The following is a 14,071-nucleotide window of genomic DNA, read 5'->3' as shown; positions in this document are numbered from 1 at the left end:
TCACGGCCCTGCCCTTTTCCTTTTCGGCTGGTATGCCGTCCAAGCGGCTTCGGTGCCGTGGAGGTTGCGTTACGCGTCATGGATCTGCGGCAACACGCCGCCCTGACCCGGGCGGCAGACAGGGACGCGGAGGTCTGGCTGACCGTCCGACCCGCGGGTCCATGTGCCCCGGTTCTGCAGTATCGAAGGCCCGTGCGTTGTTTGCGCAGGCCGCCCGTTGCTACAGCCAGTCGCGCAGGATCGGGATCAGGGGCAGATCCGCCGGCGGCATGGGATAGTTGCGCAGATCGCGCGCGCGGACCCAGGCAAGCTGCTGGCCCTCGCGCGGCGCGGGTACCCCCTGCCATTTCCGGCAGGCGAACAGCGGCATCAGCAGATGGAAGTCGTCATAGGCGTGGCTGGCGAAAGTCAGGGGCGCCAGACAGCTGGACCAGGTCTGGATGCCCAGCTCCTCTTCCAGCTCGCGGATCAGGGCGGCTTCGGGCGTTTCCCCCTGTTCGATCTTGCCACCGGGAAATTCCCACAGGCCCGCCATCGACTTGCCCGGCGGACGCTGGGTCAGCAGGACGCGTCCATCGACGTCGATCAGCGCAACCGCCGCGACAAGGACCAGCCGGCGCGGATCAGGAACGGTAGCTGCCATTGATGTCGATGTATCCATGCGTCAGATCACAGGTCCAGACGGTGCGCGCGCCGTCGCCGACACCCAGATCGACGCCGATCACCAGTTCGTCGTTCTTCATGTAGGCCGAGGCCGCTTCTTCGGAATAGTCGGGCACCCGCCAGCCGTTTTCGGCGACAAGGATGTCGCCGAACCGGATCGAGATGCGATCGCGGTCCACGCGCGCACCCGACTTGCCGATCGCCATGACGATGCGGCCCCAGTTGGCGTCTTCGCCCGCGATCGCGGTCTTGACCAGCGGCGAATTGGCAATCGCCATCGCGACGCGATGCGCATCCTGCCGGTCCGCGGCCCCGGTGACCTGGATCTCGACGAATTTCGTGGCGCCCTCGCCATCGCGCACGACCTGCTGGGCCAGGTCCAGCATGACGGCGTGCAGCGCGTCCGCGAAGGCGCGCCCCATGGCCGAGTCGAGATCCGTGATCGGCGCGGCCTGGGACCGCCCGGTGGCGGCAACGATCAGCGCGTCCGAGGTCGAGGTGTCGCTGTCCACGGTGATGGCGTTGAACGTATCATCCACGTGGCGCGAGACGATCTGTTGCAGCAGCGGGGCAGGGATCTTCGCATCTGTAAAGACATAGACCAGCATGGTCGCCATGTCGGGCGCGATCATGCCCGAACCCTTGGCGATGCCGGCAATGCGGATCGGGCCGCCATCGCCCGAAATCTCGGCGCTCGCGCCCTTGGGGAAGGTGTCGGTGGTCATGATTGCGCGGGCGGCGTCCTCGATCGCGTCGGGCGCCAGACGGGCCACCAGTTCGGGCAGTTTCGCGGTGATGCGTTCATGCGGCAGCGGTTCGCCGATCACGCCGGTCGAAGACGAAAAGACCCGTTCCGCCGGAATGGACAGCGCGCGCGCCACGGCCTGGGTCACGGCCTCGACCGCTTCGACCCCCAGTCGGCCGGTAAAGGCATTGGCATTGCCCGAATTGACGATGATCGCCGCGCCCGCATCCGCGGGCTGCGGCAGTTTCAGCTTGGATTCGCAATCCAGCACGCAGGCCGCCCGCGTGGCCGAGCGGGTGAAGGCCCCGGCAATCGCCGTGCCGGGCGCCAGCCGGACCAGCATCACGTCCTTGCGGCCGCGATAGCGCACATTGGCCTCGACCGTGGCGAATTCGACGCCCTCGATCCGTGGCAGCGCCGGGAATCCACCCCTGGGCGCCAGCGGCGAGACCTTCTTTTCGGGCCTGGGGGCCTTTGGTGGGGGCGCGACCGGGTCGCCCGCCGCGTTGTCGAGACGCTCGCGCAAGGCCCGGACCTTTTCCTTCAGCCGTTTCGTCTTGGCCTTCAGTTCCGATTTGGTCGCCATGTCATGCCCCCTGCCTGTGCGGGTCTGGATCAGTCTTTCGGGAACTCGGCGTTGCGGATCACGGCCGGGTCGATCCCGTCGGCCGATTTCTCGATCGTGGCGCCGGCGGTCAGTTCGTCAAGCGCCTTTTCGACCGCCTGCTGCTCCAGCTCCTTTTCCAGCTCGGGCCGCACATCGTCCAGCGTCACCGGCTTGGCGTCGCGGACCTCTTCCAGCTTGATGACGTGCCAGCCGAACTGGGTCTGCACGGGGTCGGAAACCTGGCCCGGCTCCAGCGCCATGACCGCGTCCTCGAAGGGCTTGACCATCATGCCGGCGCCGAACCAGCCCAGATCGCCACCATTCGGGCCCGACGGGCCGATCGACTTTTCCTGGGCCAGCGTGGCGAAGTCGGCGCCCTTGTCGAGCTCGGCCTTGATCGCCTTTGCCTCGTCCTCGGTTTTCACAAGGATGTGGGCGGCGTGGTATTCCTTGCCCGGTTCCTGCGACCCATAGCGTTCGTCGAACAGCTTCTGGACGGCCTCTTCGGTCACGGCGGCGCGGGCGGCCCTGTCGATCACGATCGAGGCGAGGTAACCGCGCCGCTGGTTTTCCAGCATCAGCTCGTCCTGCCGGGTCAGCTTGCCATCGACCGTCGAGGCGATCGCTTCCTGCTGGATGATCTGGTCGAGGATGCCGTTGAACAGCGTTTCATCGTCCAGCTGCAGATATTGCGGCGGCAGGGCGTCACGCATCGCGATCATGTGACCCAGGGTGATCGGCTTGCCGTTGACCGTGGCAACGACCGTGTCCAGCGCGGGCTGTTCGGCGCGCGCCAGGCCCGGCATGGCCAGCGACAGCGCAACGACCGCGGCAAGATGGACGGATTTCAGCATGAGACGCGACTCCTGTTCTGCCCCAATCGGGCAAAGTTGACTATCGCGCGGCGGAGACTTACATCGCAGAGCGTGGAAAGGCCCGCCGCGCCTTTACTCCGCAGCCGTTCTAGGCGTAGCAAGGGTTCGCGGCAAGGCCGCGATTACAACGGCAGGCGAAAGCCGCGCATTCATTCAGTACCCAAGCGGAGAAAACATGCTGGGCCTCGGAACACTCGCCAAGAAGGTCTTTGGGACCCCGAACGACCGCAAGGTCAAATCGGTTCGCCCGCTGGTCGAGAAGATCAACGCGCTGGAGCCCGAATTCCAGAAGCTGTCCGACGACGGCCTGAAGCAGAAGACCAACGAACTGCGCGAGCGCGTGCAGAAGGGCGAAAGCCTGGACAGCGTCCTGCCCGAGGCCTTTGCCAATTGCCGCGAGGCCGCGCGCCGGGCGCTGGGCCTGCGGGCCTTCGACGTCCAGCTGATGGGGGGCATCTTCCTGCACCAGGGCAACATCGCCGAGATGAAGACCGGTGAGGGCAAGACCCTGGTCGCGACCTTTCCGGCCTATCTGAACGCGCTGACCGGCAAGGGCGTGCATGTCGTCACCGTCAACGACTATCTGGCCAAGCGCGATGCCGAATGGATGGGCAAGGTCTATGCCGCGCTGGGGATGACGACGGGCGTTGTGTATCCGTTCCAGGATACCACCGAAAAGCGCGCCGCCTACCAGGCCGACATCACCTATGCCACGAACAACGAGCTGGGCTTCGATTACCTGCGCGACAACATGCGCATGAGCGTCGAGGAAATGGTGCAGCGCGGCCATCACTATGCGATCGTGGACGAGGTCGACTCGATCCTGATCGACGAGGCGCGCACGCCGCTGATCATCTCGGGCCCCAGCCAGGACCGGTCCGATCTGTATATCGCGCTGGACAAGTTCATTCCCGAACTGACCGAGGAACACTACAAGATCGACGAAAAGGCGCGCAACGCGACCTTCACCGACGAGGGCAACGAATACCTGGAAAAGCGGCTGTGGGAGGCCGGCATCCTGCCCGAAGGCCAGACGCTGTACGACCCGGAATCGACCACGATCGTGCATCATGCGGCACAGGCGCTGCGTGCGCACAAGCTGTTCTTCCGTGACCAGCACTATATCGTGCGCAATGACGAGATCGTCCTGATCGACGAATTTACCGGGCGAATGATGCCGGGGCGCCGTCTGTCGGACGGCCTGCATCAGGCGATCGAGGCCAAGGAAGGTGTGAAGATCCAGCCCGAAAACGTGACGCTGGCCAGCGTCACGTTCCAGAACTACTTCCGGCTTTACGAAAAGCTGGCCGGCATGACCGGCACCGCCGCGACCGAGGCCGAGGAATTCATGGAAATCTACGGGCTGGGCGTGGTCGAAGTGCCAACCAACCGCCCCATTGCCCGCATCGACGAACACGATCAGGTCTATCGCACGGCGCGCGAGAAATACGACGCCATCGTCAAGCGCATCAAGGAGGCCCATGAGAAGGGCCAGCCGGTGCTGGTCGGCACGACCTCGATCGAGAAATCCGAGATGCTGAGCCAGATGCTGACCAAGGCCGGCATCCCGCACAACGTCCTGAACGCGCGACAGCACGAGAAAGAGGCCCAGATCGTGGCCGAGGCCGGACGGCTGGGCGCGGTGACGATCGCGACGAACATGGCCGGTCGGGGTACCGACATCAAGCTGGGCGGAAATGTCGAATTCAAGGTGATGGAGGCGCTGGCCGCCGATCCCGACGCCCATCCCGACGAAGTCCGCGCCCGGATCGAGGCCGAACACAAGGCCGATGAAGAGGCCGTCAAGGCCGCCGGGGGCCTGTTCGTCCTTGCTACCGAGCGGCACGAAAGCCGCCGCATCGACAACCAGCTGCGTGGCCGCTCGGGCCGTCAAGGCGATCCGGGCCGTTCGGTCTTCTACCTGTCGCTGGAAGATGACCTGATGCGCATCTTCGGGTCGGACAGGCTGGAGGCGGTGTTGTCCAAGCTGGGGATGAAGGAAGGCGAGGCGATCATCCACCCGTGGGTGAACAAGTCGCTGGAACGTGCGCAGGCCAAGGTCGAGGCGCGCAACTTCGACATCCGCAAGCAGCTGCTGAAATACGATGACGTGATGAATGACCAGCGCAAGGTCATCTTCAAGCAGCGGCGCGAGATCATGGAAGCCGAGGATATCGGCGAGATCGTGCGGGACATGCGCCACCAGGTCATCGAGGACCTGGTCGATCATCATCTGCCGCCAAAGACCTATGCCGACCAATGGGACAGCGCGGGACTTGCGCAGGCACTGCGCGAGAAGCTGGCGCTGGACCTGCCCATCGCCGACTGGGCGTCCGAAGACGGCGTGGATCAAGAAGTCATGCTGGAGCGTATCCAGCAGGCCTCGGACACGCAGATGGAGGACAAGGCCCGCGCATTCGGCGGCGACACGATGCAGCAGATCGAGCGTCAGATCCTGCTGCAGACGATCGACGAAAAGTGGCGCGAACATCTGGTCCGGCTGGAGCATCTGCGTTCGGTCGTGGGCTTCCGCGGCTATGCGCAGCGCGACCCGCTGAACGAGTTCAAGAGCGAGGCCTTTACCCTGTTCGAGCACATGCTGGACGGTCTGCGCAACGATGTGACGCAGAAGCTGGCCCATATCCGTCCGCTGACCGAGGAAGAACAGCAGGCGATGATGGCCCAGATGGAGGCGCAGCGCGCCGCGATGGCGTCGCAGGCCGACAGCCCCGCGGCAACCGCGCGCGTACCGGAAACCGCAGGCGCCGCCGCTGTTCCGCTGGTCGAGGGTTTTGATGAAAACGACCCATCGACCTGGGGTGATCCCGGCCGGAATGACCCTTGTCCCTGCGGCTCGGGCTCGAAGTTCAAGCATTGCCACGGGCGTCTGGCCTGAGTCGCGCTCGGCGGTCGCGCAGCGGGCAGTTTGGGGCAGGATTGTGGCGGATCGCGCCAGGGGCGGAACATTTCGCGGCAGATCCTGCCCGTCCACCTAAATGGTGATGGCGTTTTGCCATGGCATTGCCCCGATTGATTGCTATCCTTCCCTCAGGGATGGGACGAAAGGCATAGGCAATGCAGAACAGGGTCAGAAAGATCCGTCGCGCCGTGGTGAACGTGGCCAGCGTGCTGGCGATCGCCTTTGCCACGGGCCACGTGATGCAGAATTGGGGCGTCTACGAAGCCTTGCTGAAGGGTGAAGATGCCCCGCCGTCATATCGGCTGATCAGCGTGAAGACGACGTCGGCAGAAGTTACCGCGAAATAGGCCGGGCCTTGGACAAGGAACGGTCAATCGGCGGCATATAGCTGCAAGACCTTCAGCGGCACGATATCGGCCGCGCGGATATGGGTCGCGGCAAGCCGCAACTTCGGGGCGCAGCCCTCGTCATGGGCTTGCAGGAAGCGGGCAGCGCACAGGCACCAGCTATCCCCGGGCTTGAGGCCGGGGAACTGGTATTCCGGCCGCGGTGTGGTCAGGTTGTTGCCGACATATTTCGAATAGGCCAGGAATTCGGCGGTCATGATCGCGCAAACCGTGTGGCTGCCGCGATCCTGCGCGCAGGTATTGCAATGGCCGTCACGAAAGGAACCCGTCAGCGGCTCGCGCGAGCAAGGCTCGAGCGGTCCACCAAGGACATTGATCGCCGGGTCCTTTTCCATGCCCCACCTCTTGCTGCCAAGACGATCCTATCACGGGGCGCGCCAGGCGTCAGGCCTGTCAGCGAAAGCGGTCGATCAGCTTCTGCAATGGCGACCGATCGTTCTGCGCGTTCCGGTGTTCGGACGGCCTCGGATCGGTCTTTTCTGGCGCCATCCGGGGGCTGCGGGACGATCGAGATGGAGACATGCGCAACGCGACGGCGTTCTGGAAACGCCCGAAATCGCCCTGCGCGAGGGCCGGCGCGCCATCCGAGATTCCGCGCAGCAGGTCATCCAGCCATTCTTCGTCGGCCTTGGAGAAATCCGACAGCACATAGGCAGCCACACGGTCCTTGTGGCCGGGATGGCCGATTCCCAGCCGAACGCGATGATAGGCATCGCCGATATGCTGGTGGATCGAGCGCAATCCGTTATGGCCGGCATGGCCGCCGCCGGTCTTCACGCGGCACTTGCCCGGCGCGAGATCCAGTTCGTCATGCAGGACGATCACGTCCTGCGGGGTCAGCTTGAAATAGCGCATCGCCTCGCCGACGGACTGGCCGGAGAGGTTCATGAAGGTTTCGGGCTTCAGCAGAACGACCTTTTCGTCGCCCAGCCGGCCTTCCGCGATCTGGCCCTGGAACCGCGATCTCCAGGGCGAAAATCCGTGGTCGGCAGCGATGCGATCGACGGCCATGAAGCCGATATTGTGCCTGTTACGGGCGTATTTCGATCCGGGATTGCCCAAGCCTACGACAAGACGCATGACGACCTCTTTCCGTTGCAAAGGCTAGGCCCTGGGCCCGCCCGGTGCAACCGGCAGGTGGAACGGAAAACGCGGGACCCAAGGGCCCCGCGTCTGTTCCCGTGCCCGGGACCGGGCTTATTCCTCGGTCTCGGCTTCGGCTTCTTCCTCTGCGGCTTCGGCCGAGAGCAGGCCCGACGGCGCCGAGATGTTGGCGATGACGAAGTTGCGGTCGATCGTCGGCTTCACGCCCTTGGGCAGTTCCACATCGTTGATGTGAATGACATCGCCGATCTGACGGCCGGCAAGATCCACGGTGATGTGGTCGGGGATGTTCGAGGCGTTGACCTCGAGCTCGACCTCGGGGCGAACCACGACCAGCGTGCCGCCGCGCTTGAGGCCCGGCGCCTTGTCATGGTTGATGAATTCGACGTGGATGAACAGGTTGATGCGCGAGTTGGCCCGCAGCCGCATGAAGTCGACATGCGTGGGCAGGTCCTTGACCTTGTCGCGCTGAACGCCGCGGCAGATCACGCGGACGTCGTCCTGGCCCTCGACCTTCAGGTTGAAGAGGGTCGACAGGAAGCGGCCCTGCTTGAGGCGCTTCAGCAGCGTGTTGTACTTGATCTGAATGGGCAGCGGGTCCTTGCTGCCGCCATAAACGATGCCGGGTACGTAGCCCTCACGACGAGCTTGACGAGCGGCCCCCTTGCCTGTCCCCGTCCGCACCTCGGCGATAAGATCCGGGATCTCACCAGCCATTGGTCTCTCCTATCATGTTGTGGGCATCCTCCAAGGGTGCATGCCCATGAGCCCGGGCGTATATCGCCGAATCCGCAGGAAGGAAAGACGATTCTGCATCAAGGCGATCGCGGCAAGGCGCGGGCGCAGCTTTCCGCTTGCCCATCCGATTTTCCCCTTGTAAACGGGCAGGCGGAGACGTGGCCGAGTGGTCGAAGGCGCTCCCCTGCTAAGGGAGTAGGCGGGAAACCGTCTCGAGGGTTCGAATCCCTTCGTCTCCGCCATTACCCATTGATTTCACTGGATAAATTGTCGCATAGCCAATCCTGCCCATGAACCACCCATGCGATTTTCAGGGCTTTGAGGCGCTGTTTTACCCGATCTGTTGCGGTATGAATGCCGCGATAGATGGCGTAGAAAGTGCGTAACATGAATACTTTTAGCTTAGACGATTTCGACAATCTGCCGCCACCGCCGCGCTATCTTTACAAGTATCTGTCCGCTGAGCGTGTCGGAAGCGTTCTTGAGGGCGGCACAGTGCGGTTTACGCCTCTTATGAACACAAACGATACCTTTGAGGTACGTTCGACGTTCGAGAAGCTGGCGGGCCCTAAGTTCATTGCGATGCTATCGGAGCAGATGGACACTACATTATCCGAGGCAAACGTGCGCAAGATGATTGCGGAGGAACTAAAGAAATATGGGCTTGGTTTCCTGCCCCCAGACGTTGCAATAAGACTTGTCGAACAACAGACAGGGCAGAACCTTCTTGCGACGCTGCGCGCTGAGATGCAGTCTGCCGTTGACACTATGCTTGTCCCAATGCTCAACGACCCCAAGTACATTGAAGGTCTACTCGAAAGGTTGGGCCGTGAATTGCTTTGTTTTTCGCTGTCCGAGCGTATGGATGTGGCTCCGATGTGGGCACACTACGCCGACAACAACAGCGGTTTTGTAGTCGCCTTTGACACCGAGCATGAATGGTTTCAGCGTCGAAAGGACGGACAGAAAACCCGTTTGCAAAAGGTGACTTACTTCGACAGTAAGGTTGAAGAGCCCTTGGCAGATATTCAAGCCGCTCTTATTTCGAAAACTACGGCATGGGAATACGAGCGCGAGTGGCGGCTATATGTGAAGGAAGATCAGGTCGATAGAACGGTTGGTGATCCCGCCGACCCAATTCATCTGCTGGACTTTCCGCCTGACGCCGTTGACCGCGTGATCTTGGGGCCGAAGACGCGCGAGGAAACTGCGCAGAGAATACGCAATGCTTTGGCCGCAAGGTATCCGAATGCCCGGCTTGTTCGTGCCGTGCCGAACCGTGCGAATCATACCTACGACGAAGTGTCAGAGTAAAAAGAAACCCCGGCTGCGGCGGTAAACGCAAACCGGGGTCAGTTGCCCTGGGCACTTAAGGGAACCTGCGTCAGGCGGCGACGGCGTAGGACGCGCGGCATACCTCTTGCGCCCGGCTGCGGTCCTTGGACGTGACCGCATATAAGGGGCAGAACAAGACGGCGGTTTCGGCCAAGTTCAGCGCCAAAACTTCGGCGGCAAGGGCCGCGTTCATGGATTGCGACGGCGACGTGATGCCCGTCGTCTTTGAGTTCGTTGGCCTTCTTCCCGAAGATTTGAGCGTGCCGCCGCAGGTCGCTGGAAAGCTGCACGGCAATTTCGTGCGCGCCCATCCTGGCGGTCACGTCTTCATCGCCGTGAATCCCGGTTCGCTGTTGGCCACGAAGATGGTGAAAGAAGGCTTCGGCATCGCCGGCAACGATTCGCGTCATGTTGCCGGGGTGATGGCGGCCATTGAGTCGCTTGCCGCGCCCTGGTTTGACATCTGACCGGCGGCAGCCCCCCCAGCCGATCTGCCTTGCGTTCAGACCCGCAGCGCCTCGATCTCGCGCGCCATGTCCTCGGCCAGATCGCGGATCACGCGGTCGGGGGCGCCGCGATGCAATTCGACACGCAGCGCGGTGACATAGGCCTGAAAGCGGCGGGCAAGTCGCGCGGGATCACTGTCAGGGGCGATCTCGCCCCGGTCGCGGGCGGCCTGGAAGGCGCGGGTGAACTCGGCGGCCATCTCGTCCAGATAGGCCTGCGTTGCCTGCGCGATCGCGGGATCGGTGGCGCGCGTGTCGACCAGCGTTCGCGTCAGCATGCAGGCCTGGCGCGCGGCATCCTCGGGCGGCAGATCGGCATAGGCGCGCAGATGCGCGGCCAGCGCGCCAAGCGGAGATTCGGCACGCGCCAGCGCCGTCCGAAAGGCATCGCGCGAGCGCTGGAAATACCGCTCGAGCGCCAGCAGATACAGGTTTTCCTTGCTGTCGAATGCGGCATAGATGCTGCCGGGCTTCATCTTCAGCGCGGCTTCCAGATCCTTGAGCGAGGTCGCATGATAGCCCTTGCGCCAGAACAGCGTCATGGCGGCTTCCAGCGCCGCGTCCCGATCATAGCTGGCTGCGCGCGCCATCGCTCAGGCCCCCCTTGCCGCAATCTGCCTTAGAATGTCCGCGTAGTTTTCCACCCCCTGCGCGCCGGTGACAAGGTATTGGCGGTCGAACACCATCGAGGGTACGCCGCGAATGCCCTGTTTCAGCCAGAAGGCCTCATGCGCGCGCACCTCTTCGGCAAAGCGCCCGTCGCGCAGCACGGCCCGGGCCTCGTCGCGATCAAGCCCGATCTCGCCCGCGATGTCGGCCAGAACCTGCGCGTCAGCCATGTTGCGGCCTTGCGTGAAATGCGCCCGGAACATCGCCATCTTCAGATCATGCTGGCGGCCCTGCAGATTGGCCCAGTGCAGCAGTTGATGCGCGGCAAAGCTGTTCCAGATGCGGCTGTCCTCCCCAAACCGGAACGCAAAGCCCAGATCGGCGCCCAGCGCGGCCATCTGCCTTCGGCTGGCCTCGGACTGCGCGGCGGTGGCGCCGTATTTTTCGGCGACATGCTCGCGCAGGTTCTGGCCCTCGGGCGGCATGTCGGGGTTCAGCTCGAACGGATGCCAGTGGATTTCGGCCGCCGTGCCGGTCTGCTGCAGCGCGCGGGCAAGCTGCAGATAGCCGATGATGCACCAGGGGCACATCACGTCCGAGACGATGTCGATGCGAAGGGTAGGGGCGTTGTTCATGCGACTTTCCGAAAGAAGGGGCGGCCGGACACGGCCGCCCGCCCTGGATCATTCCGCAGCTGCGGGTTTCTTGCGTTCCCAGGCGTATTTCTCGAACACCTTGTCCACGGGCGTCTTGGCGAAGTGATTGACGTAGTTCGACATCACCTTCTGTGCAACGCCAAGGATGACTTCCAGGATATTGGTCGTGGTATAGCCCGCATCGAGGAAGGCCTGGGTGTCGGCCTCGTCCACGAAGCCGCGGTTGCGCACCACCTTCAGCGTGAAGTCGCGCAGCGCCTCCAGCTTGGGGTCGGGCAGCGGCGTCTCGTTGCGCAGCGCCTCGGTGATCGCGTCGTCCACGCCCATCATCTTGGCGATGCCGGTATGAGCGGGCACGCAGTAGTGGCATTCATGCTCGACATTGACCGTCTGCCAGACCACGGTCTTTTCTTCCTTGGTCAGGCTGGTGTTCAGGAACGCCTTGTGCGCCACCTGATAGGCCTCAAGCAGGCCGGGCGCGTCGGCCATGGTGCCGTGCAGGCCGGGGATGCGGCCATTGGCCTTCAGCGAGGCTTCAAGCAGCGGCTTGGCGGCCTCGGGGGCGGTTTCGATCGTGTGGATGGGGAAATCGACCATGGGATCGTCCTCTTTTCGCTGTTGCTTTCCTTGGGCGGGCCGGGGTCATCCGGCTTGCGAAAAGAGGACGTAATGAAACTTGAGTGATTGCTCAACAATTAATTTGAGCAATCACTCAAACGTGAGGTCGCGTCCGCTTCCGGGTTGCGACATCGGGGCCGTCAGAGCGTCCAGCGAAAGCCGACCGCCTTTTCCGAGACATCCCACAGCCGCTGCATCACCGGCTTGTCGTAGGCATGCGGATTCAGGGTGCCGCGGCCGACGGGGCCCACCATCTGCAGGCAGCCGGTGGGGCCGTAAAGCGCGCGCTGTTCCAGACCGTTCTCGGTGGCGCACATCACCTCGGGCCAGGCGCCCCGCTCGGCGCTCTGCACCAGCGGCGTCTTGGTCATCAGCCACCAGGCAAGGCGCGTCATCCGACCGCCGCTGGCGGAGATCAGCGATGTGGCCGATGATCCGGGGTGACAGACATAGACTTTCACGCCGGTCCTGCCGGCGGCAGCCAGCCGGTCCTGCAGTTCATAGGCGAACATCATCTGCGCCAGCTTGCTTTGGGAATAGGCGGTGTTGGGGCGGTAGCCGCGATCCCAGTTCAGATCGTCGAAATTGATCGTCCTCAGCCCCAGATTGTAGCCCAGGCTGGCGACCACGACGATCCGGCCGAGCGAGTCCTCGATCCGTTCGAACAGCAGGCCGTTCAGCAGGAAATGGCCGAAATGGTTGGTGCCAAGCTGGCTTTCGAAACCGTCTTCGGTCAGTTGGCGCGTCGGCACCTGGGCGATGGCGGCGTTGTTGATCAGCGCATCGATCCGGGGCACGGTGCGCAGCACCTCCTGTGCTGCCGCGCGCACGCTGGCAAGCGAGGCCAGGTCCATGCGGATGAAGGCGATATCTGCGCGATCTCCGAACTCCTTCTTCAGGGCTTCAATGGCCACCTGGGATTTTCCGGGCGAGCGGTTCAGCATCACCACCCGCGCCCCCTTGGACAGCAGGATGCGCGTCGCCTGGAATCCGGTTCCCGAGTTGGCGCCAGTGATCACATAGGTCTTGCCCGAAAGATCGCCTAGACGCTCGGGCGTCCAGCCCGCTGGTCCGAATGTCGTGTCTGCCATCGTCAAATTCCTTTCAGCCCGGTTGATGAAACCGCCTTGGCCGGCGGCTTGGGCTGTCATTTAGATCTCATAATCGGACCAAAACAGGCGCAATGATCTCAATTTCTTGCCTAATCGTATCGTTTGGCTTGAAACGCACCAATTTCCCTGCCAGCCTTCCGTCATGCCACAAGCCCAGATCAAAGAGATCATCAAGCGCCACCTGCCCGGCCCGGGGCTGAAGGATACCGCCTTGCGTGGCGTGCAGCTTTTCCATGTGACCGAGCCCGTGCCCTGCATTCCCGCGGTCTATGACCCGACCATCGTGGCCATCGTCGGTGGCACCAAGGACGCCGTTCTGGATGGTCAGCATCATGTCTATGACAGCAGCCACTACCTGCTGTGCCCGATGACCCTGCCGGTCGAGGCCGGCTCGCCCCGGGCGTCGCCCGAGGATCCCCTGTTGGGTGTCATGATCGCGCTGGAGCCGCGGGTGATGCGCGATCTGGTCATCGAGGTCGAAACAGCGTCGCGCGTCCGCCCGAGGCCCGACGGCACGCGTCCGCAGGCACTTGCGCTGGCGCGTTGGGATTCGCGCTTTGCAGATGCGCTGCTGCGGCTGCTTGAACTGCTTGACGACCCTGTCGATGCGGCCGTGCTGGGACCGGCGCGCCTGCGCGAGCTTCACTATGCGGTGCTGATGGGGGAGGCCGGCCACGCGGCGCGACGCGCCTTTGGCGTGGACAACGCAATCGCGCGCGTCATCGACCATCTGTCCAGCCACCTGAATGCCCCGGTCAGCGTTGATGAGCTGGCGGCGCGGGCCGGCATGAGCCGTCCCGTCTTTCACCGCAGGTTCAAGGAGGCAACGCGCATGTCACCGATCCAGTTCGTCAAGGCGATGCGGCTCAATCACGCCGCAATGAAGATAGCCGAGGGCAAGACGGTCAGCGAAGCCGCCTGGCAGGCGGGCTTTGCCAGCGCCTCGCAGTTCAGCCGCGAGTTCAAGCGCAGCTATGGCCGCTCGCCACGGCAATGGCGGGACGAGGCGCAGATGTCGCTCAGACAGGGGTGAGCGCGCCGCCGGGAAACGATGCAGGCGGCACAACTCCGTTTTCGTTGGCCGCCGACCGACAAGACGCGCCCCGGCTCGTGCTGCGGCCCAATCCTGACACGGGTGACGGGAAAGCTGCCGTTTTCCACCTTGCGCCACCGGCG

At 63.4% G+C, this 14,071-nt stretch carries 14 protein-coding genes, 1 tRNA gene and 1 pseudogene; 6 read left to right on the top strand and 10 right to left on the bottom strand.

What is annotated here, in order from left to right; all coding sequences use genetic code 11:
- Positions 1 to 220: 220 nt before the first annotated feature.
- Genes mutT through LV82_RS02745 form a run of 3 tightly spaced genes read right to left on the bottom strand, consistent with a single transcriptional unit; the run spans position 221 to position 2,869 of the window.
- Complete coding sequence (gene mutT / locus LV82_RS02755) at positions 221 to 643, bottom strand: 8-oxo-dGTP diphosphatase MutT (protein ID WP_104069141.1); 423 nt, start codon at positions 641 to 643, stop codon at positions 221 to 223.
- Entirely contained in the window at positions 624 to 1,994 is a 1,371-nt protein-coding gene (argJ, locus tag LV82_RS02750; protein WP_104069140.1) for a bifunctional glutamate N-acetyltransferase/amino-acid acetyltransferase ArgJ, read from the bottom strand. Before argJ ends, mutT begins: the two co-directional genes overlap by 20 nt.
- A gap of 29 nt (positions 1,995 to 2,023) precedes the next feature.
- Complete coding sequence (locus LV82_RS02745) at positions 2,024 to 2,869, bottom strand: peptidylprolyl isomerase (RefSeq protein ID WP_104069139.1); 846 nt, start codon at positions 2,867 to 2,869, stop codon at positions 2,024 to 2,026.
- Between the two features lie 196 nt (positions 2,870 to 3,065).
- Between LV82_RS02745 and secA the strand changes: the two genes are divergently transcribed.
- Positions 3,066 to 5,786: a preprotein translocase subunit SecA gene (gene secA / locus LV82_RS02740; RefSeq protein WP_104069138.1), complete on the top strand. Its 2,721-nt coding sequence runs from the start codon at positions 3,066 to 3,068 to the stop codon at positions 5,784 to 5,786.
- Between the two features lie 179 nt (positions 5,787 to 5,965).
- Positions 5,966 to 6,157 carry a hypothetical protein gene (locus LV82_RS02735; protein ID WP_104069137.1) on the top strand — a complete coding sequence of 64 codons (192 nt, stop codon included), beginning with the start codon at positions 5,966 to 5,968 and terminating at the stop codon, positions 6,155 to 6,157.
- Positions 6,158 to 6,180: 23 nt separating this feature from the next.
- On the opposite strand, the gene LV82_RS02730 is transcribed toward LV82_RS02735, so the two are convergent.
- The 3 genes from LV82_RS02730 to LV82_RS02720 form a co-directional block, all read right to left on the bottom strand.
- On the bottom strand, positions 6,181 to 6,552 hold the full coding sequence (locus LV82_RS02730; RefSeq protein WP_104069136.1) for a DUF2237 family protein: 372 nt from the start codon (positions 6,550 to 6,552) through the stop codon (positions 6,181 to 6,183).
- Between the two features lie 58 nt (positions 6,553 to 6,610).
- Positions 6,611 to 7,297, bottom strand: a complete 687-nt coding sequence (pth, locus tag LV82_RS02725) for an aminoacyl-tRNA hydrolase (protein ID WP_104069135.1) — start codon at positions 7,295 to 7,297, stop codon at positions 6,611 to 6,613.
- 117 nt (positions 7,298 to 7,414) lie between these two features.
- Positions 7,415 to 8,038, bottom strand: a complete 624-nt coding sequence (locus tag LV82_RS02720) for a 50S ribosomal protein L25/general stress protein Ctc (RefSeq protein ID WP_104069134.1) — start codon at positions 8,036 to 8,038, stop codon at positions 7,415 to 7,417.
- Between the two features lie 173 nt (positions 8,039 to 8,211).
- On the opposite strand from LV82_RS02720, the gene LV82_RS02715 reads away from it, so the two are divergent.
- The 3 genes and pseudogenes from LV82_RS02715 to LV82_RS15275 all read left to right on the top strand — a co-directional run.
- Positions 8,212 to 8,301 (top strand) — tRNA-Ser (locus LV82_RS02715).
- Positions 8,302 to 8,446: 145 nt separating this feature from the next.
- Complete coding sequence (locus LV82_RS02710; RefSeq protein WP_104069133.1) at positions 8,447 to 9,373, top strand: DUF2971 domain-containing protein; 927 nt, start codon at positions 8,447 to 8,449, stop codon at positions 9,371 to 9,373.
- Between the two features lie 323 nt (positions 9,374 to 9,696).
- Positions 9,697 to 9,795, top strand: a pseudogene (locus LV82_RS15275) (SDR family NAD(P)-dependent oxidoreductase); the annotation flags it as partial.
- A 101-nt stretch (positions 9,796 to 9,896) separates the two neighbouring features.
- On the opposite strand, the gene LV82_RS02700 reads toward LV82_RS15275, so the two are convergent.
- From LV82_RS02700 to LV82_RS02685, 4 genes are all read right to left on the bottom strand, one after another.
- Entirely contained in the window at positions 9,897 to 10,490 is a 594-nt protein-coding gene (locus tag LV82_RS02700) for a TetR/AcrR family transcriptional regulator (protein ID WP_104069132.1), read from the bottom strand.
- Positions 10,491 to 10,493: 3 nt separating this feature from the next.
- On the bottom strand, positions 10,494 to 11,144 hold the full coding sequence (locus LV82_RS02695; RefSeq protein ID WP_104069131.1) for a DsbA family oxidoreductase: 651 nt from the start codon (positions 11,142 to 11,144) through the stop codon (positions 10,494 to 10,496).
- Between the two features lie 48 nt (positions 11,145 to 11,192).
- Complete coding sequence (locus LV82_RS02690) at positions 11,193 to 11,762, bottom strand: carboxymuconolactone decarboxylase family protein (protein ID WP_104069130.1); 570 nt, start codon at positions 11,760 to 11,762, stop codon at positions 11,193 to 11,195.
- A gap of 161 nt (positions 11,763 to 11,923) precedes the next feature.
- Entirely contained in the window at positions 11,924 to 12,874 is a 951-nt protein-coding gene (locus LV82_RS02685; protein WP_104069310.1) for an SDR family oxidoreductase, read from the bottom strand.
- Between the two features lie 163 nt (positions 12,875 to 13,037).
- On the opposite strand from LV82_RS02685, the gene LV82_RS02680 reads away from it, so the two are divergent.
- Positions 13,038 to 13,928: an AraC family transcriptional regulator gene (locus LV82_RS02680; protein WP_104069129.1), complete on the top strand. Its 891-nt coding sequence runs from the start codon at positions 13,038 to 13,040 to the stop codon at positions 13,926 to 13,928.
- The last annotated feature ends 143 nt before the right edge of the window (positions 13,929 to 14,071 follow it).

The organism is Albidovulum inexpectatum, assembly GCF_002927635.1.
Lineage (GTDB): Bacteria > Pseudomonadota > Alphaproteobacteria > Rhodobacterales > Rhodobacteraceae > Albidovulum > Albidovulum inexpectatum.
This window is presented reverse-complemented; position numbering and strand designations above follow the sequence as displayed.

Coding starts and splice junctions, on each gene's coding strand:
- mutT (WP_104069141.1), bottom strand. CDS start 643: ATGGCAGCTACCGTTCCTGATCCGCGCCGGCTGGTCCTTGTCGCGGCG.
- argJ (WP_104069140.1), bottom strand. CDS start 1,994: ATGGCGACCAAATCGGAACTGAAGGCCAAGACGAAACGGCTGAAGGAA.
- LV82_RS02745 (WP_104069139.1), bottom strand. CDS start 2,869: ATGCTGAAATCCGTCCATCTTGCCGCGGTCGTTGCGCTGTCGCTGGCC.
- secA (WP_104069138.1), top strand. CDS start 3,066: ATGCTGGGCCTCGGAACACTCGCCAAGAAGGTCTTTGGGACCCCGAAC.
- LV82_RS02735 (WP_104069137.1), top strand. CDS start 5,966: ATGCAGAACAGGGTCAGAAAGATCCGTCGCGCCGTGGTGAACGTGGCC.
- LV82_RS02730 (WP_104069136.1), bottom strand. CDS start 6,552: ATGGAAAAGGACCCGGCGATCAATGTCCTTGGTGGACCGCTCGAGCCT.
- pth (WP_104069135.1), bottom strand. CDS start 7,297: ATGCGTCTTGTCGTAGGCTTGGGCAATCCCGGATCGAAATACGCCCGT.
- LV82_RS02720 (WP_104069134.1), bottom strand. CDS start 8,038: ATGGCTGGTGAGATCCCGGATCTTATCGCCGAGGTGCGGACGGGGACA.
- LV82_RS02710 (WP_104069133.1), top strand. CDS start 8,447: ATGAATACTTTTAGCTTAGACGATTTCGACAATCTGCCGCCACCGCCG.
- LV82_RS02700 (WP_104069132.1), bottom strand. CDS start 10,490: ATGGCGCGCGCAGCCAGCTATGATCGGGACGCGGCGCTGGAAGCCGCC.
- LV82_RS02695 (WP_104069131.1), bottom strand. CDS start 11,144: ATGAACAACGCCCCTACCCTTCGCATCGACATCGTCTCGGACGTGATG.
- LV82_RS02690 (WP_104069130.1), bottom strand. CDS start 11,762: ATGGTCGATTTCCCCATCCACACGATCGAAACCGCCCCCGAGGCCGCC.
- LV82_RS02685 (WP_104069310.1), bottom strand. CDS start 12,874: ATGGCAGACACGACATTCGGACCAGCGGGCTGGACGCCCGAGCGTCTA.
- LV82_RS02680 (WP_104069129.1), top strand. CDS start 13,038: ATGCCACAAGCCCAGATCAAAGAGATCATCAAGCGCCACCTGCCCGGC.